The sequence below is a fragment of the Phytopseudomonas daroniae genome, from assembly GCF_004327275.1.
GTDB classification, from domain to species: Bacteria; Pseudomonadota; Gammaproteobacteria; order Pseudomonadales; family Pseudomonadaceae; genus Aquipseudomonas; species Aquipseudomonas daroniae.
In genome coordinates, this window is the sequence record NZ_QJUJ01000007.1 from 63,491 (window position 1) to 88,700 (window position 25,210).

The 25,210-nt window shown below is 63.3% G+C and carries 26 protein-coding genes and 1 riboswitch; of the genes, 16 read left to right on the forward strand and 10 right to left on the reverse strand.

What is annotated here, in order from left to right; all coding sequences use genetic code 11:
- Window positions 1–3: 3 nt before the first annotated feature.
- The 5 genes from DNK10_RS16765 to DNK10_RS16785 all read right to left on the reverse strand — a co-directional run bounded on the left by DNK10_RS16765 (window position 4) and on the right by DNK10_RS16785 (window position 5,322).
- The gene (locus DNK10_RS16765) at window positions 4–834 is read right to left on the reverse strand and encodes an ABC transporter permease (protein ID WP_131192340.1); all 831 of its coding nucleotides are present in this window, start codon (window positions 832–834) and stop codon (window positions 4–6) included.
- 30 nt (window positions 835–864) lie between these two features.
- Window positions 865–1,659, reverse strand: a complete 795-nt coding sequence (locus DNK10_RS16770; protein WP_131192341.1) for a class II aldolase/adducin family protein — start codon at window positions 1,657–1,659, stop codon at window positions 865–867.
- 31 nt (window positions 1,660–1,690) lie between these two features.
- Window positions 1,691–2,641, reverse strand: a complete 951-nt coding sequence (locus DNK10_RS16775) for a D-isomer specific 2-hydroxyacid dehydrogenase family protein (protein ID WP_131192342.1) — start codon at window positions 2,639–2,641, stop codon at window positions 1,691–1,693.
- Window positions 2,638–3,837 (reverse strand): acyl-CoA dehydrogenase family protein, encoded by a 1,200-nt coding sequence (locus DNK10_RS16780; RefSeq protein ID WP_131192343.1) that lies wholly within the window; start codon window positions 3,835–3,837, stop codon window positions 2,638–2,640. The genes DNK10_RS16775 and DNK10_RS16780 overlap by 4 nt, the downstream gene beginning before the upstream one ends.
- A 591-nt stretch (window positions 3,838–4,428) precedes the next feature.
- Window positions 4,429–5,322, reverse strand: a complete 894-nt coding sequence (locus tag DNK10_RS16785; RefSeq protein WP_131182558.1) for a LysR family transcriptional regulator — start codon at window positions 5,320–5,322, stop codon at window positions 4,429–4,431.
- 388 nt (window positions 5,323–5,710) lie between these two features.
- On the opposite strand from DNK10_RS16785, the gene DNK10_RS16790 reads away from it, so the two are divergent.
- The 8 genes from DNK10_RS16790 (at window position 5,711) to DNK10_RS16825 (ending at window position 13,324) form a co-directional block, all read left to right on the forward strand.
- Window positions 5,711–6,460 (forward strand): GntR family transcriptional regulator, encoded by a 750-nt coding sequence (locus DNK10_RS16790; protein WP_131192344.1) that lies wholly within the window; start codon window positions 5,711–5,713, stop codon window positions 6,458–6,460.
- Window positions 6,457–8,187 carry a fumarate reductase/succinate dehydrogenase flavoprotein subunit gene (locus DNK10_RS16795; protein WP_131192345.1) on the forward strand — a complete coding sequence of 577 codons (1,731 nt, stop codon included), beginning with the start codon at window positions 6,457–6,459 and terminating at the stop codon, window positions 8,185–8,187. Before DNK10_RS16790 ends, DNK10_RS16795 begins: the two co-directional genes overlap by 4 nt.
- A 71-nt stretch (window positions 8,188–8,258) precedes the next feature.
- Window positions 8,259–8,504 carry a 4Fe-4S dicluster domain-containing protein gene (locus tag DNK10_RS16800; protein WP_131192346.1) on the forward strand — a complete coding sequence of 82 codons (246 nt, stop codon included), beginning with the start codon at window positions 8,259–8,261 and terminating at the stop codon, window positions 8,502–8,504.
- 447 nt (window positions 8,505–8,951) lie between these two features.
- Window positions 8,952–10,370 carry an ABC transporter substrate-binding protein gene (locus DNK10_RS16805; protein ID WP_131192347.1) on the forward strand — a complete coding sequence of 473 codons (1,419 nt, stop codon included), beginning with the start codon at window positions 8,952–8,954 and terminating at the stop codon, window positions 10,368–10,370.
- A gap of 50 nt (window positions 10,371–10,420) precedes the next feature.
- Window positions 10,421–11,203: an ABC transporter permease gene (locus tag DNK10_RS16810; protein WP_131182553.1), complete on the forward strand. Its 783-nt coding sequence runs from the start codon at window positions 10,421–10,423 to the stop codon at window positions 11,201–11,203.
- A complete protein-coding gene (locus DNK10_RS16815) occupies window positions 11,203–12,057 on the forward strand; it encodes an ABC transporter ATP-binding protein (protein WP_131192348.1) in 855 nt (284 codons plus the stop codon). Before DNK10_RS16810 ends, DNK10_RS16815 begins: the two co-directional genes overlap by 1 nt.
- Complete coding sequence (locus DNK10_RS16820; RefSeq protein ID WP_131192349.1) at window positions 12,054–13,034, forward strand: HEAT repeat domain-containing protein; 981 nt, start codon at window positions 12,054–12,056, stop codon at window positions 13,032–13,034. The genes DNK10_RS16815 and DNK10_RS16820 overlap by 4 nt, the downstream gene beginning before the upstream one ends.
- Window positions 13,031–13,324, forward strand: a complete 294-nt coding sequence (locus DNK10_RS16825; RefSeq protein WP_131192350.1) for a DUF971 domain-containing protein — start codon at window positions 13,031–13,033, stop codon at window positions 13,322–13,324. Before DNK10_RS16820 ends, DNK10_RS16825 begins: the two co-directional genes overlap by 4 nt.
- Window positions 13,325–13,553: 229 nt before the next feature.
- Here the strand turns inward: DNK10_RS16825 and ykgO are convergent, their stop codons facing one another.
- Both ykgO and DNK10_RS16835 read right to left on the reverse strand, forming a co-directional pair.
- Window positions 13,554–13,709 (reverse strand): type B 50S ribosomal protein L36, encoded by a 156-nt coding sequence (gene ykgO, locus DNK10_RS16830; protein ID WP_042552546.1) that lies wholly within the window; start codon window positions 13,707–13,709, stop codon window positions 13,554–13,556.
- Entirely contained in the window at window positions 13,706–13,966 is a 261-nt protein-coding gene (locus DNK10_RS16835) for a type B 50S ribosomal protein L31 (protein ID WP_131182549.1), read from the reverse strand. Before DNK10_RS16835 ends, ykgO begins: the two co-directional genes overlap by 4 nt.
- Before the next feature lie 398 nt (window positions 13,967–14,364).
- A riboswitch (cobalamin riboswitch) is annotated at window positions 14,365–14,560 on the forward strand.
- A 176-nt stretch (window positions 14,561–14,736) separates the two neighbouring features.
- On the opposite strand from DNK10_RS16835, the gene DNK10_RS16840 reads away from it, so the two are divergent.
- The 7 genes from DNK10_RS16840 (at window position 14,737) to DNK10_RS16870 (ending at window position 21,049) form a co-directional block, all read left to right on the forward strand.
- Complete coding sequence (locus DNK10_RS16840) at window positions 14,737–15,753, forward strand: ABC transporter substrate-binding protein (RefSeq protein ID WP_131192351.1); 1,017 nt, start codon at window positions 14,737–14,739, stop codon at window positions 15,751–15,753.
- A complete protein-coding gene (locus tag DNK10_RS16845; protein WP_131192352.1) occupies window positions 15,750–16,784 on the forward strand; it encodes a FecCD family ABC transporter permease in 1,035 nt (344 codons plus the stop codon). The genes DNK10_RS16840 and DNK10_RS16845 overlap by 4 nt, the downstream gene beginning before the upstream one ends.
- Window positions 16,781–17,548, forward strand: coding sequence for an ABC transporter ATP-binding protein (locus tag DNK10_RS16850; RefSeq protein WP_131192353.1), 768 nt, complete (start codon window positions 16,781–16,783; stop codon window positions 17,546–17,548). The genes DNK10_RS16845 and DNK10_RS16850 overlap by 4 nt, the downstream gene beginning before the upstream one ends.
- 15 nt (window positions 17,549–17,563) lie before the next feature.
- Complete coding sequence (locus tag DNK10_RS16855) at window positions 17,564–18,004, forward strand: pseudoazurin (protein WP_131192354.1); 441 nt, start codon at window positions 17,564–17,566, stop codon at window positions 18,002–18,004.
- A 33-nt stretch (window positions 18,005–18,037) separates the two neighbouring features.
- Window positions 18,038–19,249, forward strand: coding sequence for an MFS transporter (locus DNK10_RS16860; protein ID WP_131192355.1), 1,212 nt, complete (start codon window positions 18,038–18,040; stop codon window positions 19,247–19,249).
- Window positions 19,250–19,258: 9 nt separating this feature from the next.
- Window positions 19,259–20,617: an OprD family porin gene (locus DNK10_RS16865; RefSeq protein ID WP_131192356.1), complete on the forward strand. Its 1,359-nt coding sequence runs from the start codon at window positions 19,259–19,261 to the stop codon at window positions 20,615–20,617.
- Between the two features lie 69 nt (window positions 20,618–20,686).
- The gene (locus DNK10_RS16870; RefSeq protein ID WP_131192461.1) at window positions 20,687–21,049 is read left to right on the forward strand and encodes a hypothetical protein; all 363 of its coding nucleotides are present in this window, start codon (window positions 20,687–20,689) and stop codon (window positions 21,047–21,049) included.
- A gap of 19 nt (window positions 21,050–21,068) precedes the next feature.
- On the opposite strand, the gene DNK10_RS16875 is transcribed toward DNK10_RS16870, so the two are convergent.
- From DNK10_RS16875 to DNK10_RS16885, 3 genes are all read right to left on the reverse strand, one after another.
- A complete protein-coding gene (locus tag DNK10_RS16875; protein ID WP_131192357.1) occupies window positions 21,069–22,208 on the reverse strand; it encodes a mechanosensitive ion channel family protein in 1,140 nt (379 codons plus the stop codon).
- Window positions 22,209–22,357: 149 nt separating this feature from the next.
- Complete coding sequence (locus DNK10_RS16880) at window positions 22,358–22,666, reverse strand: hypothetical protein (protein ID WP_131192358.1); 309 nt, start codon at window positions 22,664–22,666, stop codon at window positions 22,358–22,360.
- Window positions 22,667–23,087: 421 nt separating this feature from the next.
- Entirely contained in the window at window positions 23,088–24,092 is a 1,005-nt protein-coding gene (locus DNK10_RS16885; RefSeq protein ID WP_131192359.1) for an NADP-dependent oxidoreductase, read from the reverse strand.
- Window positions 24,093–24,273: 181 nt separating this feature from the next.
- On the opposite strand from DNK10_RS16885, the gene DNK10_RS16890 reads away from it, so the two are divergent.
- The gene (locus DNK10_RS16890; protein ID WP_131192360.1) at window positions 24,274–25,173 is read left to right on the forward strand and encodes a bile acid:sodium symporter family protein; all 900 of its coding nucleotides are present in this window, start codon (window positions 24,274–24,276) and stop codon (window positions 25,171–25,173) included.
- Window positions 25,174–25,210: the final 37 nt, after the last annotated feature.

Consider the following 25,210-nt stretch of genomic DNA (forward strand, 5'->3'; position numbering starts at 1 on the left):
GCTTCAGGTCCTTATGAACGAAGGGCGCCAGGCCAGGGCCAGGCGTTCCAGGGTACGGATCAGGCCGTCGATCAGCAGACCCAGCAGGCTGTAGATCAGCAGGCAGATGACGATCACGTCGGTGCGCATGAAGTCACGGGCGTCGCTGGCCAGGTAGCCGATACCGGCGGTGGTGTTGATCTGTTCGACGAAGACCAGGGCCAGCCAGGAAATGCCCAGCGAATAACGCAGGCCGACGAAGAACGAGGGCAGGGCGCCCGGCAGGATCACGTGCCAGATCAGTTCGCGGCGGTTCAGCCCTAGGGTGTTGGCGGCCTCAACCAGTTTCGGGTCGATGTTGCGGATGCCGGCGAACAGGTTGAGGTAGATCGGAAAGGTGGTGCCCATGACGATCAGCGCCACCTTGGTGAACTCGCCGATGCCGAACCAGAGGATGAACAGCGGTACCAGCGCCAGGGACGGAATGGTACGCAGCATCTGCATGGGCGAATCGAGGATGACCTCGCCGCGCTTGGACAGGCCGGTGATCAGCGCCGCGACCACGCCAATGACGACGCCGATACCGAGGCCGGTCACCGCACGCTGCAGCGATACCAGCAGATGACGCAGCAGCTCACCGCTGCGCGTCAACTCCCAGAGCGTGCCGCTGATCTCGCTCGGTGCGGCGATCACTCGGCTTGGGATCAGCCCGGCGCGGGAGGCGATTTCCCAGATCAGCAGAATGGCCAGCGGGCTGAGCAGACGCAGAATGAAGTCCGGCGTCGTCCACTTCTTTTTGGGTAGCTGCCGTGCTGGCTGGCTGGTAGTGATGGATGAGGTCGTGGCGTGTGTCATGGCGATTCCCTGGGCGGCTTGGCGATGCGGTCAGTGCTTGTAGCCTTGGCCCGCGGCGCGTTCCAACTGGCGAATCAGGGCATCCCAGTGGCGCTGGATGCCCGGGCCATGGCCGTCGGCGAAACGTGCCGATTGCTCGCGCACCTTCTCGATGGCGGCTTGCGGCGCATGCAGCAGATCGGCATTGCCACCGGCCTGGGCGGCGATCTGGATGTTGCAGGCGCGCTCCAGACCATGCAGCTCGCGGAAGGCGTGCTCGACGCTGACACCGCCAGTGAGCAGGCCGTGATTGCGCAGGATGAAGATGTTGCTGTCGCCGAGGTCGGCGACCAGGCGTTCCTGTTCGTCCAGATCCAGCGCCACACCTTCGTATTCGTGGTATTTCACCCGGCTATAGAACCCCAGAGCGTGCTGGGACAGCGGCAACAGGCCTCCGCGCTGGGCGGAAACCGCCGCGCCATCACGGGTGTGGGTGTGAAGTACGGCCTTGAGATCCGGGCGGGCACGATGGATGGCGCTATGGATGACATAGCCCGCCTGGTTGATGCCCAGGTTCAACGGGTCGTCGATGATGGTGCCATCGACGTCGACTTTCACCAGATTCGACGCGGTGATTTCGTCGAACAGCAGGCCAAAGGCGTTGATCAGGAAGTGTTCGTCCGGCCCCGGCACGCGGGCGGAAAAGTGCGTGTAGATATGATCCGTCCAGCGAAACAGCGCAGCCAACTGGTAGGCAGCGGCCAGTTTTACGCGCACTTCCCATTCTTCGGGGCTGACGCGCTGTTGGACGGAGGCTGTGGTGTGCAGGGTAGCGAGCGAACTCATGGGAATCTCCTGGCCTGGTTGGGCTATCTGTTCAGTAACCACGTTGGATATCGACGAGGTTTTCCAGGGGCGTGTCAGCCTGGAAACGCTGGAAATTGGCGACGAAATCGTCGACGAACTTGCGCTTGCCGTCGGTGGACAGCGCGCTGGTGTGGGGCGAGATGCGTACCCGCGGGTGCTGATACAACGAATGTCCCTTGGGTAGCGGTTCCGGATCGGTCACGTCCAGGGTGGCGCGGCCGATGGCTCCATTGTCCAGCGCCTCCAGCAGCGCGTTCTGATCGAGCAGGCCACCACGGGCCAGGTTGATCAGGTGCAGGCCAGGCTTGGCGCTACCCAGTACGTCGCGGTCGAGCAGATGGCGGGTGTCGGCTGTCAGCGGAGCGACCACGACCAGGTGGTCGGACTCGGCAAACAGATGATGGATATCGCGGGCTTCCTCGACGCCGGGAATATCGGCTATAGCGTGACCGGGCCGACCCAGCGCCACCACGCGCATGCCCAGTGCCAGGGCCTTGCCGGCAAGGCTCTGGCCGATGGAACCGAGGCCGAGAATGCCCAGAGTGGCGCCCTTGACCGGCTGCAGGTAGGTGAAGTGCCAGTCGTCATCCTTCACCCAGATATCCGGCAGCTGTTTGGCCGCACTGAAGATCGCCGCCAGGGCGAACTCGGCAACATGGTTGGCGTTGGCGCCCTTGGCGCTGCTGACCCGAGGAACATCGAACAGCCAGTTCGGGTAGAAATCGATGCCGGAGGAGGCCAGCTGCACCCATTGCAACGACCAGGGCCAGCCGGCCAGCGGCTCCTTGAGATTCACGCCGCGCACGTTGATGGGACGCACGATCAGGGTGCTGGCGTCAACGGGAATCTGGCTGAGCCCTTCCGGGCCGAACGGAATCTCGACGATACGCAGATCCGGCAGGCGCTCGCGCAGATAGGCATTGGCTTCGGCGTCGAGTTGACTGGCAATCAGGTCGCTCATAGTGCGGCCTCCCTGGCCTGGACAAAGGCGGCACGGCCGACGGCGCTCAGCGCGACGTCGTCCTGCGGGGTGTGGATGCGGCTGCACAGCACGTCGCGGAAATGCCGCTCCAGCGGATTCTTGCGTGATAGCCCGGGGTTGCCGGAGGCCTCGATGGCGAGCTCCACGGCGCGGATGGCGTTGCTGCTCACCAGTTGCTTGATCTGCCCGGCATGCTGCGCATCGACCTGGCCAGCGGCGGCCGAGTCGAGCAGGGTGCGGTTGGCGAACAGCAGGGTGTCGATGCGCCCGACGATTTCCTGAAAGCGTTGCAGGCTGGATAGCGGCGCGCCGAGATTGGACGGCGTGCGCTGCTCGAGGAAACCCACCAGCCAATCGCGTGCTGCCTGGGCCACGCCATCGTAGATCGCCGGCAGCAGCACCGACATCCACAGCATGCCTTCGCCATCCAGTTCCGCTTTCGGCGCACTCCACGGGCTGACGCTGACGGCGTGGTCGAGGGGAATCAGTACGTCGTCGAACTGCACCTCATGGCTGCAGGTGGCGCGCATGCCCAGGTGATCCCAGTCCTCGACGATACGAATACCCGGAGTATCGCGGTGCACCAGATAACCGCCGACCAGCGGATCGGCATCGTCACTGCGTGCCCACACCAGGTACCAGGTCAGGCCGTAGCTGCCGGTGGAGTAGATCTTGCGGCCGCTCAGGCGCCAGCCTTCGGGCGTGCGCCTGGCGATGGTCGCCGGCAGGCCGCCACGTGCCGGAGTGCCGAGTTCGGGCTCGACGCGAAAGGCGTTGATCAGGGCGCCGTTCTGCACGGCATCGATACCGACCTGGCGACGTAGATGCTCTGGCCAGTTCAGGTTCTGCTGCAGGCGAAAGTGCTGCAGGTACTGCATTACCAGAATCAGTGCCGTGGACGGCTCGCCCTTGGCCACCGCACTGATTACCCGACGCGCCGTAGGCAGATCGGCCCCGCCGCCGCCCAGTGTTTTCGGTACCGTCAATCCCAGCAGGCCATGGCGCTGCAACAGCGCGAAGTTCTCGGCGGGAAATTCACCGCTGCGATCGAAGCGCGCGGCACTGGCGGCCAGGGTCGCGGTGATTTCGTCGAGCAACCGGGCGAAGCGGGCTTCGTCGCGCTCCGGGAATTGGCGATGGGAAGGGAACGCGAGGGTATCGGCGGAATGCGTCATGGGTCTCTCATCACTGGCGCAGATGGCAGGCAATGCCTGTTTGATTTCTGAGCGCCCCAGGGTGATGAGGTGGCCTGGGTGAGACCGTATTCTTATAGCTTTACGCTGTAAAAGTCTTTTTGGTTCTAAGCTAATTATCAGCTTTTCTGAATTAACAATTTTGTTGTTATGCGTTTATGGAATTTTATGAGATGGCCTTGGGGCGAGCGAAAATGCCTGGGCTGGCGAATACCTGGGTATCGCCATGCTCGGCCGCAGACTGCGGCCTATCGTAGATACCGTCTTGACCCCAGACCTGCCAGGGCCGTTCGGAGTCAGAGGGCCCACTTGTAGGAGCGTCGCCCCGGCGCGAATCATGGCGGCCTCACCGCAATATCGGCCCCCCGCACCATTCGCCCCGGGGCGGGGCTCCTACACGCGCGCGGCCTTATCGCAGTGGCGCCGTGCAGAACCAAGGGTGAACCGATCCGTCCACCGCTCCGAAGTCGCAATGGTGGATGAGAACAGCATCATCCACCCTACGTGATGGCTACCGCTTTACCTGTCGCACTTGGCGCCGATGAAGTTGCCTCTCTAAATCGTGAACAGGCTCTACGCCGACCGCAAGCGCTCTGCGGCAACGTCGCTGAACAGGTTCACGGCATCCTGCAGGTTGCCGAGGTACTGCGGATGGAGCAGCCAGAGGTCGATCATCGGCTTGAAGTCGCCGACGCTGATCACGTCCAGTTGCTCGCGGTGGCCGCTGCGTTCGAGCAGAGGCGCTGGCACCAGGCCAAAACCCATACCGCTGGCGACCAGGCCCAGTTGCAGCTCGGTGCCGAAGGTTTCCAGGTTGATCTGCAAGGACAGGCCCTGTTCCGACAGCGCGCGCTGCAGGCCGGCACGGAAGCCACAACCGTCCGGGTTGAGCACCCAGCCATGCTGGTAGCAATCCTTGAGCTTGCAACTGCGCTTGCGCATCGCACCCTTGGCGGCGACCACTTGCAGCGGCATACGGCCGATCGAGCGGCTGGCGATGCCCTCGGGGAAGATCTTGCCGGCAGGGAACAGCACGGCAGCGGCATCCAGCTCGCCATTTTCCATGCGTGCGATCAGGCTGCTGCCCCAGCCATTGAAAACCTGGGTCTTCAGCTCCGGGAAGGTCTCGCGAATCTGCTGCAGGGCATCGAGCAGTACCACGTCGCTGATGGTCTGCGGTACGCCCAGACGCAGCGAGCCACTGGGGGAGCCGTCGCTGGCGACCAGCTCGCGCAGCGAGTCGATCTCACGGAGGATCGCCTTGCACTGGTCGTAAACGCGCAGGCCCATGGGCGTCGGCTTGAGCGGTTTGGTATTGCGGTCGAGCAGATTGGCGCCCAGGTCTTCTTCGAAATTCTGCACGCGGCGGGTGATCGCCGGTTGGGTCAGTTGCAGGGCATCGGCAGCCAGCTTGGTCGATTGACAGCGGATGACCGCGACGAATGCATCCATGTCATCGATCTTCATCTTCGGCACTCACATATTAAGGGCAGGAAAAATGCCTCGATAGAATAATCGGCTTTTCAAGGGTGGGTCACATGATTTCGCTTGATTAGGGGCTGGAACCTGCCTTTCGCACGTCGTAGCTGAGACCGAGCTCGAAGTGAAAAGATTGAAATAGACGCTTTGCCTAGAGATCCCAGGCGTGTGCAATCTGCTGCGCACCGTGGATTGATTACTGCCGATGGCCAGGAACAGGACAGGATTGCACCACACCTGATTCGATCGGGGCTGTCGACAAGACCTGCTGATTTCCAGCCATATGCTTATTCGATATCAATATTTCCAGCCGCTGACCTTATTCGATATTTTCTCGTCACTACTTGTTATGACAAGTTGATCAAAAAGGACGCACATGTCTCAGCTCATACCGCTTTCGCCCGTTCCCCTGTACAGCCAGCTCAAGGAGCTGCTGCGCTCGCGCATTCTCGATGGCACCTATGCGCCGCATAGCCGCATGCCTTCGGAAAACGAACTGGGCCAGACCTATGGCGTCAGCCGCATCACCGTGCGTCAGGCCTTGGGTGATCTGCAGAAGGAAGGGCTGATCTTCAAGATTCATGGCAAGGGCACTTTCGTGGCCAAGCCGAAAGCCTTCCAGAACGTCAGCACCCTGCAAGGGCTGGGCGAGTCGATGAAGCAGATGGGCTACGAGGTGCTCAACAAGCTGCGCAGTCTTCGACACGTACCAGCCTCGGCGCTGGTTGCCGAGCGCCTGCAGGTGGCGGAGGGCAGCCGCGTCACGGAAATCCGCCGGGTGCGGCTGATCAACCGCGAGCCGATCTCCCTGGAAATCACCTGGCTGCCGCAGGCCGTGGGCGAGAAGCTGGAAAAGGTCGACCTGGTCACCCGCGACATCTTCCTGATCCTGGAGAACGACTGCGGCATCGCCCTCGGTCATGCCGATCTGGCCATCGACGCCGTGCTGGCCGACAGCGACCTGACCCAGGCGCTGGATGTGGAGGAGGGCTCGCCGATCATGCGCATCGAGCGCCTGACCCACACCGCCGACGGCACACCGCTGGATTTCGAACACCTCTATTACCGTGGCGATGTCTTTCAGTATCGCCTGCGCATCGACCGACAGAAGGGCGCGCAGTCATGAGCATCAATACCCTGGAACAGGAATACGACATCGTCATCATCGGCGGCGGCACCGCCGGCCCCATGGCCGCGATCAAGGCCAAGGAGCGCAACAAGGCGCTGCGCGTGCTGCTGGTCGACAAGGCCAACGTCAAGCGCAGCGGGGCGATCAGCATGGGCATGGACGGCCTCAACAACGCCATCGTGCCCGGCCACGCCACGCCCGAGCAGTACACCAAGGAAATCACCGTGGCCAATGACGGCATCGTCAACCAGGCCGCGGTCTATGCCTATGCCACCCACAGTTTCCAGACCATCGAGCAGCTCGACCGCTGGGGCGTGAAGTTCGAGAAGGACGAAACCGGCGACTACGCGGTGAAGAAGGTGCATCACATGGGCGCCTACGTGCTGCCGATGCCCGAGGGGCACGACATCAAGAAGGTGCTGTATCGCCAGCTCAAGCGTGCCCGGGTGGAAATCACCAATCGCCTGGTGGCCACACGCCTGTTGACCGGTGCCGACGGCGCGGTCAACGGCCTGATGGGCTTCGACTGCCGCACCGCCGATTTTCACGTGATCAAGGCCAAGGCGGTGATCCTCTGCTGCGGCGCGGCCGGGCGTCTCGGCCTGCCGGCTTCCGGCTACCTGATGGGTACCTACGAGAACCCGACCAATGCCGGCGACGGCTATGCCATGGCCTATCACGCCGGTGCCGAGCTGGCCAATCTGGAGTGCTTCCAGATCAACCCGCTGATCAAGGATTACAACGGCCCGGCCTGCGCCTATGTGACCGGCCCGCTGGGTGGTTATACCGCCAACAACAAGGGCGAGCGCTTCATCGAGTGCGATTACTGGAGCGGCCAGATGATGTGGGAGTTCCATCAGGAGCTCGAAGGCGGCAACGGCCCGGTGTTCCTCAAACTCGATCACCTGGCCGAGGAAACCATCCAGAACATCGAGGAAATCCTGCACAGCAACGAGCGTCCCAGCCGCGGCCAGTTCCATGCCGGGCGCGGCACCGACTACCGTTCCAGCATGGTCGAGATGCATATCTCCGAGATCGGCTTCTGCAGCGGCCACAGCGCCTCGGGCGTGTGGGTCAACGAGAAGGCCGAGACCTCGGTCAAGGGCCTGTACTCGGCCGGTGACATGGCCGCGGTGCCGCACAACTACATGCTCGGCGCTTTCACCTACGGCTGGTTCGCGGGCAACAACGCCGCCGATTATGTGGCCGAACGTGAGTACAGCGACCTGGATCAGGCGCAGATCGACGCAGAGCGGGCGCGGGTCTATGCGCCGCTGCATCGCGAGCACGGCCTGCCGCCCGCACAGGTCGAGTACAAGCTGCGCCGCTTCGTCAACGATTACCTGCAGCCGCTCAAGGTCACCAGGAAGATGGAAATCGGCCTGCAACGCTTCGCCGCCATCGAGGCGGATCTGGCCGAGCTGAAGGCCAACAACGCTCACGAGCTGATGCGTGCCATGGAAGTCAGCGTGATCCGCGACTGCGCGGAAATGGCCGCGCGCGCCTCGCTGTTTCGCAAGGAAAGCCGTTGGGGCCTGTACCACCACCGCGTCGACCACCCGCAGCGCAACGACGCCGAATGGTTCGTGCACTGCCACCTGAAAAAGGACGAACACGGCCAGATGGTCAGTTTCAAGAAGCCGGTCGAGCCTTACCTGATCGCTCTGGATGACGAAGAGCAGCAGGCCTACAACCGCCTGCGGGTGAAAACCGAAGCCGCCTAGGCGCGGCAGCGGCAACCAAGAACAGCGTGCAACCACATAACGAGAGCCACAGGCTCCGAGGACACCGTGATATGGCCTTCCAGCCCCAGGAAATCCTGCTGCGCAGCAATGCGCCCGTGACCATCGACGAAGACAAGTGCATCGCCCACAAGGGCTGCACCGTGTGTGTCGACGTCTGCCCGATGGACTTGCTGGCGATCAACCCGGCGACACAGAAGGCCTATATGGCCTTCGACGAGTGCTGGTACTGCATGCCCTGCGAGAAGGACTGCCCGACCGGTGCGGTGCGCGTCGAGATTCCCTACTTGTTGCGTTGAGCCTGACACGTAGCCGCGTTGGGGCTGGGCGGAGATCCGCCTCAGCCCACCAACCAAACATAAGAAAAGCAGCACGCCATCCGGCCAACCACCGGACGCCTGATACCACACCCCTCGTTTCCCACCGGCCGACCACCCGGCGGAGACGATTCCAATAGCGTGGGTCTGTTGACGTTTCAGCACGAACCGCGTTGCTGCGTGAAATCTCGCCAGGCTAGGCGGAGGACGCAGGGAATGGTGTTCCCTTGCCAAGTCCTCCAACAACGCATGGCGAGATTTCTCGCGCAACCCGCAGGGCCGGGCCCGTTTTGCCGCGAATGCTGCGTTTCTCGACGCTCATTTGGAACACCAAACTTCGCGTCTCGTGCCTTGCCTCGCGGCAAAACGGGCTCCGGCGCGATCGAGCTGAAACGTCAACAGACCCTATTAATTCGAGGGGAGACACCCATGCACTTGCGTACCACTCTGGTCGGCCTCGCGCTGGCCATCGGCGCCGCTTCGGCGCAAGCCGAGCTGCCCGCCGGAACGATCCGTATCGCCATCGGCACCCAGGACACCACCATCAACTGCGCCACCGGAGGGTTACTGATCCGCGAGCTCGGCCTGCTCGACAAGTACCTGCCGCGCGACGGCAAGTACAAGGATGCCAAGTACGAGATCGAGTGGAAGAATTTCACCAGCGGCGCGCCACTGACCAACGAAATGGTCGCCGGCAAGCTCGACTTCGGTGCCATGGCCGACTTCCCGGGTTCTTTCAACGGCGTGGCCTTCCGTGACGCCGGCAAGCAGAGCCTGTTCATCAGCGTCCTGTCCGGTAGCACCAAGGGCAGCGGCAACGGCATCGTGGTGCCGGCGTCCTCCAGCGTGCAGTCGTTGGCCGAACTGAAGGGCAAGACCATTTCCGTGCCGTTCGCGTCCACCGCCCACGGCATGTTGCTGCGCGCCGTCGCCGCCCAGGGCTGGGATCCACAGAAGGATGTACGCATCATCGCCCAGGCGCCGGAAATCGCCGGTTCGGCGCTGCGCAGCAACCGCATCGAGGCCCACGCCGACTTCGTGCCCTTCGCCGAGCTGTTCCCCAACCGTGGCTTCGCCCGCAAGATCTACGATGGCTCCCAGGCCGACACGCCAACCTTCCACGGTGCCCTGGTGGATGCGGCCTATGCCAAGCAGTATCCGGAGATCGTCACCGCCTATCTGCGTGCCGGCCTGGAAGCGGATCGCCTGATCGCTGCCGAACCGGAGAAGTACAGCGAGCTGATCGAGAAGGTCACCGGCATCGAGGCCGAGGTGAACTACCTGTTCCATGGCCCACTTGGTTTGCAGACCCGCGACCTGACCTGGAAGCCCGAGTACCGCCAGGCCGTCGCCACCTCCATCGACACCCTCAAGCTGCTGAAAAAGACCGACCGCGGCCTGAACGTCGAGCGGTTCGTCGACGACCAGTACATCAAGGCCGCCTTCAAGGCCGAGGGGCGTGACTATGCCAAGGCCCTGGCCGACTACGCGCAACTGCCGCTCAAGGCCAACGATGCGGTGACCGGCAAGCCGATCAGCGACTTCAAGCGCCTGGCGCAGATCTGGGTGCGTGGCGAGGACAAGGTGCGCCACTACGCATCCCCGGAAGCGGCGTTCAAGGCGCTGGCGCAACTCGAAGAGGAGGGCAAGGACATCCGCGCCATCTACGCCCAGGCCAGCGACAGTGGCATCAAGCTGCTGGCCAACCAGGCCTGGTTCGTACGCAATGGCAAGGGCGAGTTGAGCGCCTTCCTGCTCAAGGGTCAGGCCGAGGCCTATGCCAAGGCCCACGGCGGTGAAGCCCTGGACTTCGGTAGCGCCAACCAGAGCCTGCTGGCGGCACGCTGATCGGCCCGCTGCGCCATGCCTCGCGTGGCGCAGCGCCTCACAGGAGCCTGATGATGACTTCATTACACCGTTGGCCGTTGCGCCTGGCTTCGTTGGCGCTCTGCCTGCTGTTCTGGCAGGTGGCGACCCGCTCGCGCCTGGATCTGGGCCTGCTCACCTTCATCTATGTGCCCACCCCAGCGTCGGTGGTTGACGCCGCCATCGCGCTGATCGAATCCAGCAGACTCTGGGATCATGTCGGCGCCAGCCTGGGCCGGGTATTCACCGGCTACCTGATCGCTGCCGTGCTGGGTATCACCCTGGGCATCGCCATCGGCCGTTCGCGCTGGGCCGAAGACAGCCTGCTGCCACCGCTGGAAGTGCTACGGCCGATTCCCGCCGTGGCCTGGATTCCCCTGGCGATCCTGATGTTTCCCTCGTCGGAACTGTCGATGATCTTCATCACCTTCACCGGTGCGCTGTTTCCGGTATTGCTCAATACCGTGCACGGCGTGGAGGGCGTCGACGCACGGTTGATCGCTTCCGCCCGCAGCCTTGGTGCCGGGCGCCTGGCGATCCTGCGCGAGGTGATCCTGCCGGGGGCGGCGCCAAGCATCGTCACCGGCCTGGCGATTGGCATGGGCACGTCCTGGTTCTGCCTGGTCACTGCTGAAATGATCTCCGGGCAATTCGGTATCGGTTACTACACCTGGGAGTCCTACACCATCCAGAACTACCCGGACATCATCGTCGGCATGCTGTTGATCGGCGTGCTCGGCATGGGCAGCAGCCTGTTGGTCAAGCGACTCGGCAGCCTGCTGACCCCCTGGTATCGCACGGGAGGGCGTCGCTGATGACTATCCATGAAACGGGCCTGTCGGCCGGGCGCATCGATATAGAAAAACTGACCATCAGCCTGGGCGAGGGCGCCCAGGCGTTCGAAGCCGTGCAGTCGCTGGATTTCTCCATCGCCGCTGGCGAGTTCGTGTGCATTCTCGGCCCGTCCGGTTGTGGCAAGTCGACCCTGCTTGGCGCCCTGGCCGGGCACCTGACGCCCAGCGCCGGCACCTTGCGGGTCGATGGCCAGGCGGTGGAGGGGCCGTCGCCGCAGCGCGGCATGGTGTTCCAGCATCACACCCTGTTGCCCTGGCGCAGCGTGCTCGACAACGTCGCCTTCGGCCTGAAGATGCAGGGCATCGGCAAGGCGCAGCGGCACCACCAGGCCCGCGAGTTTCTCAGCCTGGTCGGCTTGCAGGACTTCGCCGCCCGTTGGCCCAATCAACTGTCCGGTGGCATGCAGCAGCGTGCGGAAATCGCCCGGGTGCTGATCAACCGCCCACGTCTGCTGCTGATGGACGAGCCCTTCGGCGCCCTGGATGCGCAAACGCGCAGCAAGATGCAGGAGCTGCTGCTGGATATCTGGGGGCGGGTGCGCACCACCGTGGTGTTCGTCACCCATGACATCGACGAAGCCCTGTTCCTCGCCGACCGCATCCTGGTGATGAGCCCGCGACCGGGACGTTTCATCGAAGACCTGCGCCTGGATTTCCGCCGTCCGCGGCATGCGGGCCTGTTGACCACCCCGGAGTTCGCGCAGCTCAAGCGTCACTGCCTGGAGCTGCTGCGCCATGAAGAAGGCCGCGAGCTGCCACGTCTGACGCCGCTCGGGCTGCCCACCGATCATCCGCCATTGCGAGTTGCCCTATGACCGACCCGAACACCGATATGAGCACCGATAACCCCGACATTCTCGACCTGCTACCACGTCTGGAGGATGAGGACGCCGGCGTGCGGCGTATCGCCCTGATCGAACTGGCCGATCTGGAAGAACCAGAAGCCTTGCCCTGGCTGACTCACGCCCTGACCCGGGATTCATCCGCGGATGTGCGCGCCGAAGCGGCGCGCCTGCTGGAGGCCTGGGAAGAGCCCGAGGTGGTGAGCGGCCTGTGCGCCGCGCTGACCGACGCTGACGCCCGTGTGCGTGGCGCGGCAGCGCAGAGCCTCAGCGAGCTGAAGACGGCCGACGCCGGCCGTGTGGTGCTGCCCTGGGCCGAGCATGCCGATGCGTTCGTACGTGCCAGTGCCTTGCGTGCTCTGCGCGAGTTGCGCCTGATCGACAGCGTACCTACGGCCATCGCCGCCCTGCAGGACAGCGACGCGTTCGTGCGTCGTGAAGCGGTGGGCATCCTCGGTTGGTTGAAGCAGACCGATGCCTTGCCGCAACTGGCGCGCCTGGCCAGCGACGATGCCGATACCGAAGTACGCCGCGCCGCAACTGGCGCCCTGGGTCTGGCCAGCGATGACAGCGTGCTGCCGGCTTTGCAGACGGCCCTGAAGGATCGTGAATGGCAGGTGCGCGAGGAGGCGGCAACCACGCTTGGCAAGGTTGGCCAGGCGGGTGCCGGCCCTGCGCTGCTCGAGGCGCTGAGCGACAGCTACTGGCAGGTGCGGCTGCGTGCCGTGCGCTCGCTCGGGCGTTTGCGGTTCGCCGCGGCGCGCGACGCGCTGGTGGAACTGCTGGGGCACGCTATCAGCAACCTGCGCAAGGAATCCGCGCTGGCCCTTGGGGAGTTGGGCGACGCACAGGCACTGCCAGCGCTGCAGTCTGTCGAGCACGATGCCGACCCGGAAGTGCGCAAGGCGGTGCGCATTGCCATCGGCCAGTTGCGTCTGCCCAATCCATGAGCCAGGCGCCCGTCGCGTTACGCAACAGCGCCACGCAATCGAGACTGACCGTCGACTGGGGGGAAGGGCAGGTGCAGGTGCTCAGTCATGAGCGCTTGCGTGCCGGGTGTCCGTGCTCGAAATGCAGGGCGGCACGCCTGGCACAGCGTATCGACGTGGCACCTGACGGAGTGCGGATTACAGCAATCCATGCTCAGGGCTATGGCGTGCAGCTGGTATTCGATGACGGCCACGACCGCGGCATCTATCCGTGGAGTTACCTGCGTGAGTTGGGAGGCGTGGTGAGTTGAGTTGGTTATTTTCCAGGGCGGGTATGTGCCTGGCATTGCCCGATTGTTACGACACTAATCCTGCTGGACGGCAGCGATCGCTTCGCGCCGGGGGCGACGCTCCTACACGATTTGGCGTCGGACGCCGATCTCGCAGGCACCTCGATAGTGTAGGTGAGGATTTTCACGCGATGTAGGAGCCTCGCCCCCGAGGCGATCGTTTCGCGCCGGGGTTGGTGATTCAAGCCATTTATCCCTTGTTCTTGCGCTGCGGTTTGGGCCGCCCCTGCACGCACTTGAAGCGCGGCTCGGTCTTGCAGATCACGTAGATACGCCCGCGGCGCTTGACGATCTGGCAGTCGCGATGGCGCAGCTTGGCCTGTTTCAGCGAGGCGACGACTTTCATGAGCGGGCTCCAGCGAATCCGGCGAAGCGCTTGTTGAAGCCGGCCACTCGGCCCTCGCTCTTGGTCTGGCGTTGCTGTCCGGTGTAGATCGGGTGCGAGGCGCTGGACACATCCAGTGCGACATAGGGATAGGTGTTGCCATCGCTGTGCTCGCGGGTCTTGTCGGTGCTCACCGTGGAGCCGATCAGCCAGTAGGCGTCGGCCGAGACGTCGTGGAACAGCACGGGGCGGTAATCGGGATGGATGCCGGGTTTCATGGGAACTCCAATTAATATGTTATAAAATAACATTTATCAGTTTATTGATTTTGCTTCTCATTTCAAGCGGAATCTTCAGTGCCTGCTACAAGGCGCAAGCAGATGTAGGGTGGATGACGCTCTTTTCATCCACCAGCCCGTAGGATGGGTGAAACCCATCAATTTCCGATGGGTTTCACCCATCCTACGACCGTCCGCTTGCGCCTTATCCCGGACGGTGGCTTGTCTAGCAGTTGAGCCGGGCGCGATAAACGCGTTGCATTATTGTTATAATATAACAATAATGGCGACAAGGAGTTTCACTACGTTATCCGTTTGCCGCCCGCTATTTTTCCCGTGCTACCGGGAAAGGCAGCAACAACCCGCGGTAAATGGCGCTGCCGTGACGTGACTCGATCGTTTAAGATGCCGCCGCCGGTTTCCGCGAGGAATCAATAGGGAATCCGACGCCACCTCATGTGGCGAAACGGAACTGCCCCCGCAACTGTAGGTACCGAGCATGGCTGCATTCGTGTCACTGGAAGCGATTCCGGGAAGGCCGCAGCAGTGCGTCGACGTACTAGTCAGGAGACCTGCCGGCATAGGGTCTGATCAGCTGCGACGCAGCGGTGGTCGGGCGCTGCAATCGAACCAGCCGGCGGGGTGTCCGGGAGGGGCATCCGTAATCACCTTCCGTAAGGGACAGGTGTGGCCATGGCCGCTTGGCGTGATGTGTTCTCCAGCCTGCGCACTGCCGTTTATGCGTATTCGTTGTTTTGGAGATCACCCGCATGCTCGTGTCTCGTTTCGCCGTTTTCACCGCCGCCCTTGGCCTGTCTTCCATGGCGCTGGCCGCCAGCCCGACCCAATACCCGCTGACTATCGACAACTGTGGCCATGCGCTGAGCTTCGCCGCTGCGCCGAACAACACCGTGACCATCGGCCAGGCCGGCACCGAGATCCTCTATTCTTTGGGGGTTGGCGAGCATCTGGCTGGTACTTCTCTTTGGTTCAGCAACGTACTGCCCGAGTTCGAGGCGCAGAACGACAAGGTCGAGCGCCTGGCCGACAACGACCCGAGCTTCGAGTCGGTGATCAGCAAGCGTCCTGGCCTGGTGGCCGTGCAGTTCGAGTGGATGGTCGGCGAGCAGGGCGTGGTTGCTACCCGCGAGCAGTTCCACGAGCTGAAGATCCCGACTTACATCCTGCCATCCGACTGCGAAGGCAAGGATAACCTGGTCGGTGCCGACGGCACTCGCCTGCAGCCGTTCCAGATCGACAGCCTGTACAAGAGCATCCAGCAACTGGCGCAAATCTTCGATGTGCAGGATGAAGGCGACAAGCTGGTCAGCAGCCTGCAGGAGCGACTCGGCAAGGCGGTTGCAAATGCCGAGCAGCGCCAGGCCAGGCAGATCTCCGCTGCGTTCTGGTTCTCCAGCGCCGACCTGGATCTCGATCCCTACATGGCCGGGCAGAAGGGCGTCGCTGACTACATGATGAAATCCCTGGGCCTGCGCAATGTGGTCGAGTCCAGCGAGGAGTGGCCAACCGTGGGCTGGGAAACCCTGGCCAAGGCCAACCCGACCGTGCTGGTGCTGGCGCGCATGGATCGCCGCCGTTTCCCGGCTGACGATGTGGAGAAGAAGCTCGAGTTCCTGCGCAACGATCCGGTGGCCAAGCACATGGATGCAGTGAAGAACGGCCGTATCGTGATCCTCGATGCCGACGGCATGCAGGCTTCGCTGCGCATGATCGCCGGCATCGAAACCCTGGCCAAGGCCGTTGACGGGTTCGATATCCAGAAATGATGGCTCGCGGTACTCACCTGTTCCTGCTGACGCTCATTTGCCTGCTGTTGCTGGCCGTGGCGGTGGTCGCCGGTGTGGCGCTGGGCGAAACGCCGATTGCGCTATCGGTAGTGTTCCAGGTGTTGGCCAACAAGCTGTTCGGCACTGGCTTCGTGCTCGATCCGATCGACCAGGGCATCGTCTGGAACTACCGCCTGACCCGCGCCCTGGTCGCGGCCTGCTGTGGCGCCGGACTGGCGGTATCCGGCGTGGTACTGCAGGCGCTGCTGCGCAATCCGTTGGCCGATCCTTATCTGCTCGGGATTTCCGCAGGGGCCTCCACCGGCGCGGTTTCGGTAGCGCTGCTGGGGCTGGGCGCGGGGATGCTGTCGCTGTCCATGGGCGCCTTTATCGGCGCCATCGCCGCCTTCAGCCTGGTCGCGCTGTTGGCCCGCGCTGCCGGTGGCGGCGCCATGAATGGCACTGGGCAGATCATTCTCGCCGGTATCGCCGGTTCCCAGCTGTTCAACGCCGTGACCTCGCTGCTGATCACCAAATCAGCCAGCGCCGAGCAGGCCCGCGGCATCATGTTCTGGTTGCTCGGTAACCTCAGCGGAGTCAATTGGCACGACGTGGCGCTGGCCGTGCCCGTGGCCCTGGCCGGTGTGTTGCTGGTGGCCTGGCATACCCGGGCGCTGGATGCCTTCACCTTCGGCGCCGAATCGGCGGCATCCCTCGGTGTGCCGGTACGCCGGGTGCAGGCCACGCTGATCGCCAGCGCGGCGCTGGTCACCGCGGTGATGGTGTCGATCGTCGGCTCCATCGGTTTCGTCGGCCTGGTGATTCCCCATGCCGCGCGTTTACTGGTTGGCGTGCGTCATGGTCGGCTGGTGCCGGTCAGTGCCCTGATCGGCGCGATATTCCTGATTGCCGCCGATGTGCTGTCGCGTACCGTGATCAAGGGCCAGGTGCTGCCCATCGGTGTGGTGACCGCGCTGATCGGCGCGCCGGCCTTTGCAGTGATCCTGGTGCGTGGGAGGCGAGCGCGATGAGCACGGTGCTGCAGTGCAGCGATCTGGGCTGGTCGGTGAAAGGGCGCGCCATTGTCGCCGGCGTCGATCTGCAGCTGCGTCAGGGCGAGACACTCGGCCTGATCGGCCCCAACGGTTCCGGCAAGTCGACCCTGCTCAAGCTGCTGTCCGGCATTCGCGTGCCCGGCACTGGGCAGGTGCGGCTGCAGGGCAGGCCGCTGGCGAGCCTGAGCCGCCGCGAAGTGGCCCGGCAGTTGGCCTTCGTCGAGCAGCAGGCCGAGACCGCCGACGCGGTGACCGCGCGCGATGCCGTGGAGCTGGGCCGCACGCCCTGGCTGTCGGCCTTGCAGCCCTGGTCGGCCGAGGATGAACGGATCGTCGTCCAGGCCCTGGCCGATGTGGACATGGCCGAAATGCCGGAACGTGCCTGGAGCACGCTTTCCGGCGGCGAACGTCAGCGCGTGCACATTGCCCGGGCCTTGGCGCAGAAACCGCAGATCCTGCTGCTCGACGAGCCCACCAACCATTTGGATATCCAGCATCAGCTGTCGATTCTCAACCTGGTACGCACGCTGCCGGTGACCACGCTGATCGCCTTGCACGACCTCAACCAGGCGCTGGAATGCGACCGCCTCGGGGTCATGCAACGTGGTCGCCTGGTGGCGCTGGGCGCTCCGGCCGAGGTGCTGACGACCGAGCGCTTACGCGACACCTTCGGCGTACGCGCCCGCTACCTGGTCGACCCTGAAGACGGGGCCCGGGTGCTGCGCTTTCAACCTATCTGATACGAGTCGTTCGCTATGCGCGTTTCCCCGTTTTTCACTTTGCTCGCTACTCTTCTGTTCGTGACTCCGGCGCTGGCCGAAACCCATGAGGTCAAGATGCTCAACCGCGGAGAGTCCGGCTCGATGGTCTATGAGCCCGATTTCCTGGCCATCGCCCCTGGCGACAGCGTGAAGTTCATCGCCACCCACCCGACCCATAACGCTGCGAGCATCCCCGGTTTCCTGCCGCAGGGCGCCGAGCCGTTCAAGGGCAAGATCAACGAAGAGATCGAGGTGACCTTCAGCGAGGCCGGCCTGTATGGCATCCAGTGCATTCCGCACCTGGCCATGGGCATGGTCATGCTCATCCAGGTCGGCGCCCAGCCAGCCAGTGAGGCGCAGATTCCGGCATCGCTGCCGGCGCGGGCCAAGCAGCGCTTCGAACGGATCGTCCAGCGTGCGACCCAGCTACCTTGAACTCGATGAGCCAGTCATGAGCGGTCAGCAACCATGAGCCGAGTGTTGAACACCTTCGCCAGCCTGTCCCCCGCGGCGCGGGTACTGGTGCTCAACAGCCTGGCCTTCAACTTCGGCTTCTACATGCTGGTGCCGTACCTCGCCGGTCACCTCAGTGACACCCTTGGGCTGGCCGGTTGGGCAGTAGGCCTGGTGCTCGGCATCCGGGTGTTCAGCCAGCAGGGGCTGTTCCTGTTCGGTGGGTTGTTGGGTGACCGGATCGGCTACCGGCGCGCCATCCTCATCGGCTGTCTGGTGCGTTGCGTGGGTTTTGCCGTGCTCGGCTTCTCGGAAAGCCTGGCGGTGCTGTTGCTGGCTGCCTGCGTCAGTGGCTTTGCCGGCGCTCTGTTCACGCCTTGCGCCCAGGCCTACCTGGCCGACGAGTGCCAGGACGTACAACAGCGTAAGCGGGCGTTTGCCTTGCAGAACATGGCCAGCACCGCCGGCATGTTGCTTGGGCCGCTGGCGGGCTTGCTGCTGATCGGCATCGACTTCGCGGTATCCGGCAGTGTGGCGGCCGGGCTGTTTCTGCTGATGACGCTGGTGCAGTGGCGCTTCCTGCCGACCAAGGCGCTGGTATCGGGCGATGAGCCGGTGACCATGCTGCGCCAGTGTCTGGAGATGCTGCGGCAGGGGCCGTTCCAGCGTTTCGCCTTGCTGGCCGCGGCCTATCCGCTGCTGTTCCACCCGCTGTATCTGGCGATCCCGGCCTACAGTCACGCTCACGGCGGCGGTCAGGCGTGGATCACCCGGGTATTCGTGATCACCGCGCTGGTCGGCGTGCTGCTGCAGATGCCGATCAGCGCGCTGCGCCAGCGCTGGCTCAGCGAGGGGCAGGGCATGGGCCTCGGGTTGGCATTGATGGCCGCCAGTTACTGTCTGCTGGCCGAGCCTCTGGCGAGTCTGCTGAGTCCGCAATGGGCCGTTCTGCTGATGGCGGCCTTGCTCAGCCTTGGCAGCCTGCTGGTGCTGCCGCTGCTCTCGGCCCACGTGCCGTACTACGCACGCCGCGGCCAGTTGGCCGCCTATTACGGTTTCTTCGCCGGTGTCGGCGGCCTGGCCGCGTTGCTCGGCAACGTGCTGATCGGTCGTCTGTTACCGGCTGACCAGGCGCCCCCGCAAATATTGTGGTGGGCACTGGTCTGCATCGGTTTGGGCGCCGCGATTGGGCTGTCCCGGCATATGGGGCGATTGCCCCGAGATTAAGGAGTGGCAATGAACAGGCTGTACTCGACACTGATCGCTGCAAGCGCATGCTGTCTTTCCCCGCTGGCCATGGCGGCGCCGCAGAGCGCTCAGTCGCAATCCGCCGGTTTTATCGACGATGCCAGCTGGGGCTTGCTCAACCGCACGGTCTTTGAAAACCGCGACTACCGTAACGGCGGGCGCAGCAACGGTGCGCGCAACGCCTACAAGCCGCGGGCCGAGCGCAATGGTTACGCCGAGGAGTGGGGCTACGGGCTGATGGGCGAGTTCAAGTCGGGCTTTACCCAGGGCACCCTCGGCTTCGGCCTGGACGGACACCTGTACCTGTCGCAGAAACTCGACGGTGGCGGCGGCCGCGCTGGCAAGCTGCGCCACCTGCCGGTGGACAACGAAGGCTACGACCAGAATGACGCCGCCCGTGGCGGCGCGGCGCTCAAGGCGCGGCTGTCGTCGACCTGGCTGCGTTACGGCGAGCAGCGGGTGAAAACGCCGATTTTCTCCTCGTCCGATAGCCGCCTGCTGCCCGAGACCCACACCGGCTGGTTCGTCGACAGTCGCGAGTTCGACGACCTGACCCTGTTCGGCGGGCATTTCACCGGTTCGGCGGATCGCAACTCGCGCAGCAACGACAACCCGTTGGTGATCAACTACGCTGACCCGTCCATGCGCCTGGGCAATGCCTTCAGCTTCGTCGGTGGCAGCTACAGCGGTGTGCCGGGGCTGTCCGTCAGCCTCTACAGCGGCGAACTGGAAGACAGCTGGCGCACGCACTACCTGGGCAGCAGCTACAGCCATGCCCTGGCCGAGGACAAGGCCATCAGTGTCGATCTGCATCTGTACCGCAGCAGCGACACCGGCAAGGCGCTGGCCGGCAGGGTGTCCAACACCACCGGCAGCCTGCTGCTCAGCTATGCCCAGGGCTACCACAAGGTCGGCCTGGGCTATCAGAAGGTCGCTGGCGACACACCGTTCGACTACGTCACCCGTGGCGCGATCTGGCTGGGCAACGCGGTGCAGCTGTCGGACTTCAACGCGCCTAACGAGACCTCCTGGCAATTGCGCTACGACTACGACCTGGCCGCGGTCGGCGTGCCGGGGCTGAGCGCCGGCGCCGCCTACATCCGCGGCAGCGGTATCGACGGCAGCGATGTCGACCCCACGGGCAGTTACGCCTGGCTGGGCTACGGCAAGGGCGGCAGGCACTGGGAGCGCGACCTCAACCTGCGCTACGTGGTGCAGTCCGGTGCGGCCAAGGATCTGACGGTGCTGCTGCGCCACAGCCTGCACCGCGGCAATGCCGCCCAGGCCGAGGGGGATGTCGATCAGGTACGGCTGTCGCTGGAGTATCCGCTGAGCGGAAAGCTGTAGTGCGTTAGCATTGGTGCTATTTCCTCTGGAGGTGTCCGCGTGTCGATCCGTCTCAAGGCAGTTACAGGCATGCTGCTCGCGTTGTGTTGGACGCTACCGGTGCAGGCCGCCTTCATGCTGCCCGGCGATGCCATGCGCTGTACCCGAAGCGCCACTGTGCTCAATTGCACGGATCGTTTCGGCAATCACTACGGCATCGTTCAGCAAGGCAATGACACCCTGATGCGTGGCTTCGATGCCATCAGCGGGCAGACCTGGGCACAGACCAGTACCACTTACGGCCGCCTGCAGCTATTTACCGGCGTCAGCAGCAGCGGCGAGCTATGGGTGGGCTCCAGCCGGCGTATCGGCTGGAATGTGGTCAGCCGGCTGTCCAGCTCCAAGGGCGAGCGTGATCGGGTCAATTGCAACCGCATGACAGGTTGCCGTTAGTCCACCTCGCAATCCGACTTCAGCTGAACCGTGGCAGTCGCTGATCGTGCTCTGCCGAATCATCCTGCTGCTCATGCTGAGGCAATCCGGCGACTTTCAGTGTGGGCATCTTCTCGCCAACCAGACGCAGATCACGACGGGGCAGGGCGAAGCGCACATCCAGTTCGCGCAGGGTATCGAGCAGTTGCAGGTTGATCTCCTGCTGGATGTCCATGTACTGGTTGTAGTCCGAGCTCTGCACGATGTAGACCACCTCGAAGGTCAGCTGGCTCTCGTCGAAACCGAGAAAGTGCGCACGGTCGAACTTGGTTTTAGGCGTGGCGCGGATGATGTCGCCAACTCGCTCGGATACCTGGCGCACCTTGTCGCTCGGGGTGTCGTAGCTGATGCCGAACGTGAAGACGATGCGCCGTGTATCCATGCGTTTGTAGTTGTGCACGATCTGCCGCAGCAGGTCGGCATTGGCGCATACCACCTGCTCGCCACTCAGGCTGCGAATGCGCGTGGTCTTCAGGCCGATATGTTCGATGCTCCCGGCCACTTCGCCGAAAACCACGAAATCACCGATCTCGAACGGCTTGTCGACGCCGATCGACAGCGAGGCAAATACGTCGCCGAGCACCGTCTGCACCGCCAGCGCTACGGCGATACCACCAACCCCCAGGCTGGCCACCAGCGCGGTTATATCCACACCCAGGTTGGCGAGGATCGACAGCAGCATCACCGACCACACCACGATCAGCACCATGATGCTGATGATGGTGGTCATTACCGGGTTGAACCCCGTGCCGCCATGTTTACCGACCGACAGGCTGCGCGACCACAGACGTACACCGGTGTCCACCCACAGGGCAATCTGCAGGGCCAGGGCGACGAACCAGGTATGGCTCAGGGCGGCCTGCCAACTACCGGGAAGATCCGGCACGCGCAGTGCCAGCAGCAGCGAGAAGGCGAGCAGCAGCAGGCGACTGGTACGCCCTATCACCACCGCGAGAAAGTGCGGCCAGTTGCCGTCCTGGCCTTTCGACCAGGCGACCAGGCGCTTGTGGAGGATACCGACTACAGTACGCAGCACGGTATAGATCACCGCGGTCGCGACCACCACGATGCCGACGCCGAGCCATAAGTCGCGATCGAGCCAGATGTTCCACTGTTCCATTCGGGGTCTCCTGAAAAGGCCAATAGTTTTCTGTAGGCCTCAGGGAGGAGAAGTTCCCCCTAATGGTTCGGATGGTTGGCTGGCGCCGCGGCTGCTGATCGGTTCAGGTCGCGCTTCCAACCTGGCGGTTTTTTCGCTTATGTGGACGATCAGATGGTTGTGGATTGGCCGAGCAGCTCTTGAAAACGCAGCGGCTGAACCTGACGAATCACCATCAGGGCACCGATGGTGCGTGCTGGCGTAGTCGACAGCGAGGTGGTGGGCATGGCTGTGTGTAACTGGCTCTGCCACGTGGCGACCAGTGCGCTGGCCTCGTTTCCCGTCGCCAGCAGTTCGGCGATGCTGGCCTGCACTCCCATCTGCGCGGCCAATTTCACGGAGTGCAGCAGCAAGGCTTCAGCCATCTCATGCTGCTCGACCGGGCTGGCGGCTTCGAAGCGTAGCAACCATTCGCTCATGGATCTCCGGGACAGTGCCGCGCTACCGCGAAAGCGCTGTACAAGCAGATAAGCGGAGCCGAGAAGCACAATGGTTATTACAGTGAAAGCGAGTTCCATCAGGGCTCCGGGCACGAAGGATCAGTTTGCCCCGATGGGCGATCAGCATGGCCGCGAAACTACCCGAACAGCGTGTAGTGCCTCAAGTAGTTTCATGGCTTTTGGCCATTTTTCGTTCCGGAGTGGCGTGCGGGCACCGCCATGTGGCATGGCAGAAAATCGATATGGCTGGGGAAATAGGACGCTGCAATGCACGTCGCGAATGAAACTCTGGGTTGGTTCATGCTGAGCGCTTTGCGTGCGGTAGCCTGAAGCATTGAGGCGGATGCATGTGGCGCTTGGGCCATCAACGGGCGACGAGGTGGCCGCCCGTTGATGGATATCAGACCTTGAGCACCAGCTTGCCGAAGTTTTCCCCCTTGAACAGCTTGAGCAGGGTTTCCGGGAAGGTTTCCAGGCCCTCGACGAGGTGCTCCTTCGATTTGACCTTGCCGCTGGCCAGCCAGCCGCCGATTTCCGCCGCCGCGCTGCCGAAGTTGGCGGCATGATCCGTCACCACGAAACCTTCCATGCGCGCGCGATTGACCAGCAGCGACAGGTAGTTGGTCGGGCCCTTGACCGCTTCCTTGTTGTTGTACTGACTGATGGCGCCGCAGATGACGATGCGCGCTTTTGGCGCGAGACGCGTCAGTACCGCGTCCAGGGTATCGCCACCGACGTTGTCGAAGTACACATCGATACCTTTCGGACACTCGCGCTTGAGCGCTTCGGGCAGCGACTCGTTCTTGTAGTCGATGGCTCCATCGAAGCCCAGCTCATCGATCAGGTAGGCACATTTCTCCGCGCCACCGGCGATGCCGATCACCCGGCAGCCTTTGAGCTTGGCGATCTGCCCGGCAATGCTGCCCACCGCACCGGCTGCACCGGACAGCACCACGGTATCGCCGCTCTTCGGGGCGCCGACGTCGAGCAGGGCGAAGTAGGCGGTCATGCCCGTCATGCCGAGGGCCGACAGGTAAACCGGCAACGGCGCACGCTTCGGGTCGACCTTGTAGAAGCCCTTGGGCTCGCCGAGGAAATAGTCCTGTACGCCCAGGCCACCGTTGACGTGATCGCCGACAGCGTAGTCCGGGTGCTTGGAAGCGACCACCTCACCCACGCCCAGGGCACGCATCACATCGCCCAGACCCACCGGGGCAATGTAGGACTTGCCTTCGTTCATCCAGCCGCGCATGGCCGGATCGAGCGACAGATAGAGGTTCTTGACCAGAATCTGTCCTTCGCCGGGTTCGCCGACCGGCTTTTCCACGTAATCGAAGGTATCGCGGCTAACCATGCCGGTCGGGCGCTTGGCGAGCAGAAACTGGCGGTTGAGCTGAGTGGACATGGGAAGCCTCCGTTGAAATAAACAGTGGTGATAAGTCTCGGACTGCAATTGGACAAGGATGTCGCAGTGGCCGAATGTCCATTGATCCACCGAAGTGATGGGCAGGGCAGCGTGATCGCGCAGATCGCTGGTTGCCCGCTACAGTGAGCATACGGCCGATTGCCAACACGGAGATGTGACGATGACCGCGAGCCCCTTGCTGAGCCTGTTTCTCCCCCTGGCCCTGGGCATCATCATGCTCGGCCTGGGGCTGTCCCTGACCCTGGCGGATTTCGCCCGGGTGGTGAAGTACCCCAAACCGGTACTGATCGGGTTGTTCTGCCAATTGCTGTTGTTGCCGGTAGCCTGTTTCTTCATGGTGCAGGCATTCGGCCTGGCGCCCGCCCTGGCGGTGGGCATGATGTTGCTGGCCGCGTCGCCCGGCGGTACGTCCGCCAACCTCTACAGCCACCTGGCCCATGGCGATGTCGCGTTGAACATCACCCTGACCGCGGTGAACTCGGTCGTCGCGGTGCTGACCATGCCCTTTATCGTCAACCTGTCGCTGGCCTACTTCATGGAGGGGGATCAGGCGATCCCGCTGCAGTTCGCCAAGGTGGTTCAGGTGTTCGCCATCGTGCTCGGGCCGGTGGCCATCGGCATGTTCCTGCGCAGCCGTTTTCCCGCTTTCGCGCTGCGCATGGAGACGCCGGTGAAGATCATTTCGGCGCTGTTCCTGCTGCTGATCATCATCCTGGCGCTGGTCAAGGACTGGCAGACGGTGCTCGAGTACGCCCCGGTGGTCGGTGGCGCCGCGCTGGCCTTCAACCTGCTCAGCCTGGCGGTGGGCTACTTCGTGCCGCGTCTGCTCAAGCTGAGCCTGCGCCAGGCCATCGCCATCGGCATGGAAATCGGCATCCACAACGGCACCCTGGCCATCGCCCTGGCGCTCAGCCCGGTATTGCTCAACAACAGCACCATGGCCATTCCCGCTGCGCTGTACAGCATCATCATGTTCTTCACCGCCGCGGCGTTCGGCTGGTGGGTCAACGCGGCCCATGGCAAGCAATTGGCGGCGGAGGCAAGTGCCGTCGCCAAGTAGCGACTGATTCAAGGCAGAAGTGGACGTTCGATTTGGT

Bases quoted from the DNA above. Each gene is read 5' to 3' on its own strand.
- DNK10_RS16765 (WP_131192340.1), bottom strand. From the start codon at position 834: ATGACACACGCCACGACCTCATCCATCACTACCAGCCAGCCAGCACGG.
- DNK10_RS16770 (WP_131192341.1), bottom strand. From the start codon at position 1,659: ATGAGTTCGCTCGCTACCCTGCACACCACAGCCTCCGTCCAACAGCGC.
- DNK10_RS16775 (WP_131192342.1), bottom strand. From the start codon at position 2,641: ATGAGCGACCTGATTGCCAGTCAACTCGACGCCGAAGCCAATGCCTAT.
- DNK10_RS16780 (WP_131192343.1), bottom strand. From the start codon at position 3,837: ATGACGCATTCCGCCGATACCCTCGCGTTCCCTTCCCATCGCCAATTC.
- DNK10_RS16785 (WP_131182558.1), bottom strand. From the start codon at position 5,322: ATGAAGATCGATGACATGGATGCATTCGTCGCGGTCATCCGCTGTCAA.
- DNK10_RS16790 (WP_131192344.1), top strand. From the start codon at position 5,711: ATGTCTCAGCTCATACCGCTTTCGCCCGTTCCCCTGTACAGCCAGCTC.
- DNK10_RS16795 (WP_131192345.1), top strand. From the start codon at position 6,457: ATGAGCATCAATACCCTGGAACAGGAATACGACATCGTCATCATCGGC.
- DNK10_RS16800 (WP_131192346.1), top strand. From the start codon at position 8,259: ATGGCCTTCCAGCCCCAGGAAATCCTGCTGCGCAGCAATGCGCCCGTG.
- DNK10_RS16805 (WP_131192347.1), top strand. From the start codon at position 8,952: ATGCACTTGCGTACCACTCTGGTCGGCCTCGCGCTGGCCATCGGCGCC.
- DNK10_RS16810 (WP_131182553.1), top strand. From the start codon at position 10,421: ATGATGACTTCATTACACCGTTGGCCGTTGCGCCTGGCTTCGTTGGCG.
- DNK10_RS16815 (WP_131192348.1), top strand. From the start codon at position 11,203: ATGACTATCCATGAAACGGGCCTGTCGGCCGGGCGCATCGATATAGAA.
- DNK10_RS16820 (WP_131192349.1), top strand. From the start codon at position 12,054: ATGACCGACCCGAACACCGATATGAGCACCGATAACCCCGACATTCTC.
- DNK10_RS16825 (WP_131192350.1), top strand. From the start codon at position 13,031: ATGAGCCAGGCGCCCGTCGCGTTACGCAACAGCGCCACGCAATCGAGA.
- ykgO (WP_042552546.1), bottom strand. From the start codon at position 13,709: ATGAAAGTCGTCGCCTCGCTGAAACAGGCCAAGCTGCGCCATCGCGAC.
- DNK10_RS16835 (WP_131182549.1), bottom strand. From the start codon at position 13,966: ATGAAACCCGGCATCCATCCCGATTACCGCCCCGTGCTGTTCCACGAC.
- DNK10_RS16840 (WP_131192351.1), top strand. From the start codon at position 14,737: ATGCTCGTGTCTCGTTTCGCCGTTTTCACCGCCGCCCTTGGCCTGTCT.
- DNK10_RS16845 (WP_131192352.1), top strand. From the start codon at position 15,750: ATGATGGCTCGCGGTACTCACCTGTTCCTGCTGACGCTCATTTGCCTG.
- DNK10_RS16850 (WP_131192353.1), top strand. From the start codon at position 16,781: ATGAGCACGGTGCTGCAGTGCAGCGATCTGGGCTGGTCGGTGAAAGGG.
- DNK10_RS16855 (WP_131192354.1), top strand. From the start codon at position 17,564: ATGCGCGTTTCCCCGTTTTTCACTTTGCTCGCTACTCTTCTGTTCGTG.
- DNK10_RS16860 (WP_131192355.1), top strand. From the start codon at position 18,038: ATGAGCCGAGTGTTGAACACCTTCGCCAGCCTGTCCCCCGCGGCGCGG.
- DNK10_RS16865 (WP_131192356.1), top strand. From the start codon at position 19,259: ATGAACAGGCTGTACTCGACACTGATCGCTGCAAGCGCATGCTGTCTT.
- DNK10_RS16870 (WP_131192461.1), top strand. From the start codon at position 20,687: ATGCTGCTCGCGTTGTGTTGGACGCTACCGGTGCAGGCCGCCTTCATG.
- DNK10_RS16875 (WP_131192357.1), bottom strand. From the start codon at position 22,208: ATGGAACAGTGGAACATCTGGCTCGATCGCGACTTATGGCTCGGCGTC.
- DNK10_RS16880 (WP_131192358.1), bottom strand. From the start codon at position 22,666: ATGAGCGAATGGTTGCTACGCTTCGAAGCCGCCAGCCCGGTCGAGCAG.
- DNK10_RS16885 (WP_131192359.1), bottom strand. From the start codon at position 24,092: ATGTCCACTCAGCTCAACCGCCAGTTTCTGCTCGCCAAGCGCCCGACC.
- DNK10_RS16890 (WP_131192360.1), top strand. From the start codon at position 24,274: ATGACCGCGAGCCCCTTGCTGAGCCTGTTTCTCCCCCTGGCCCTGGGC.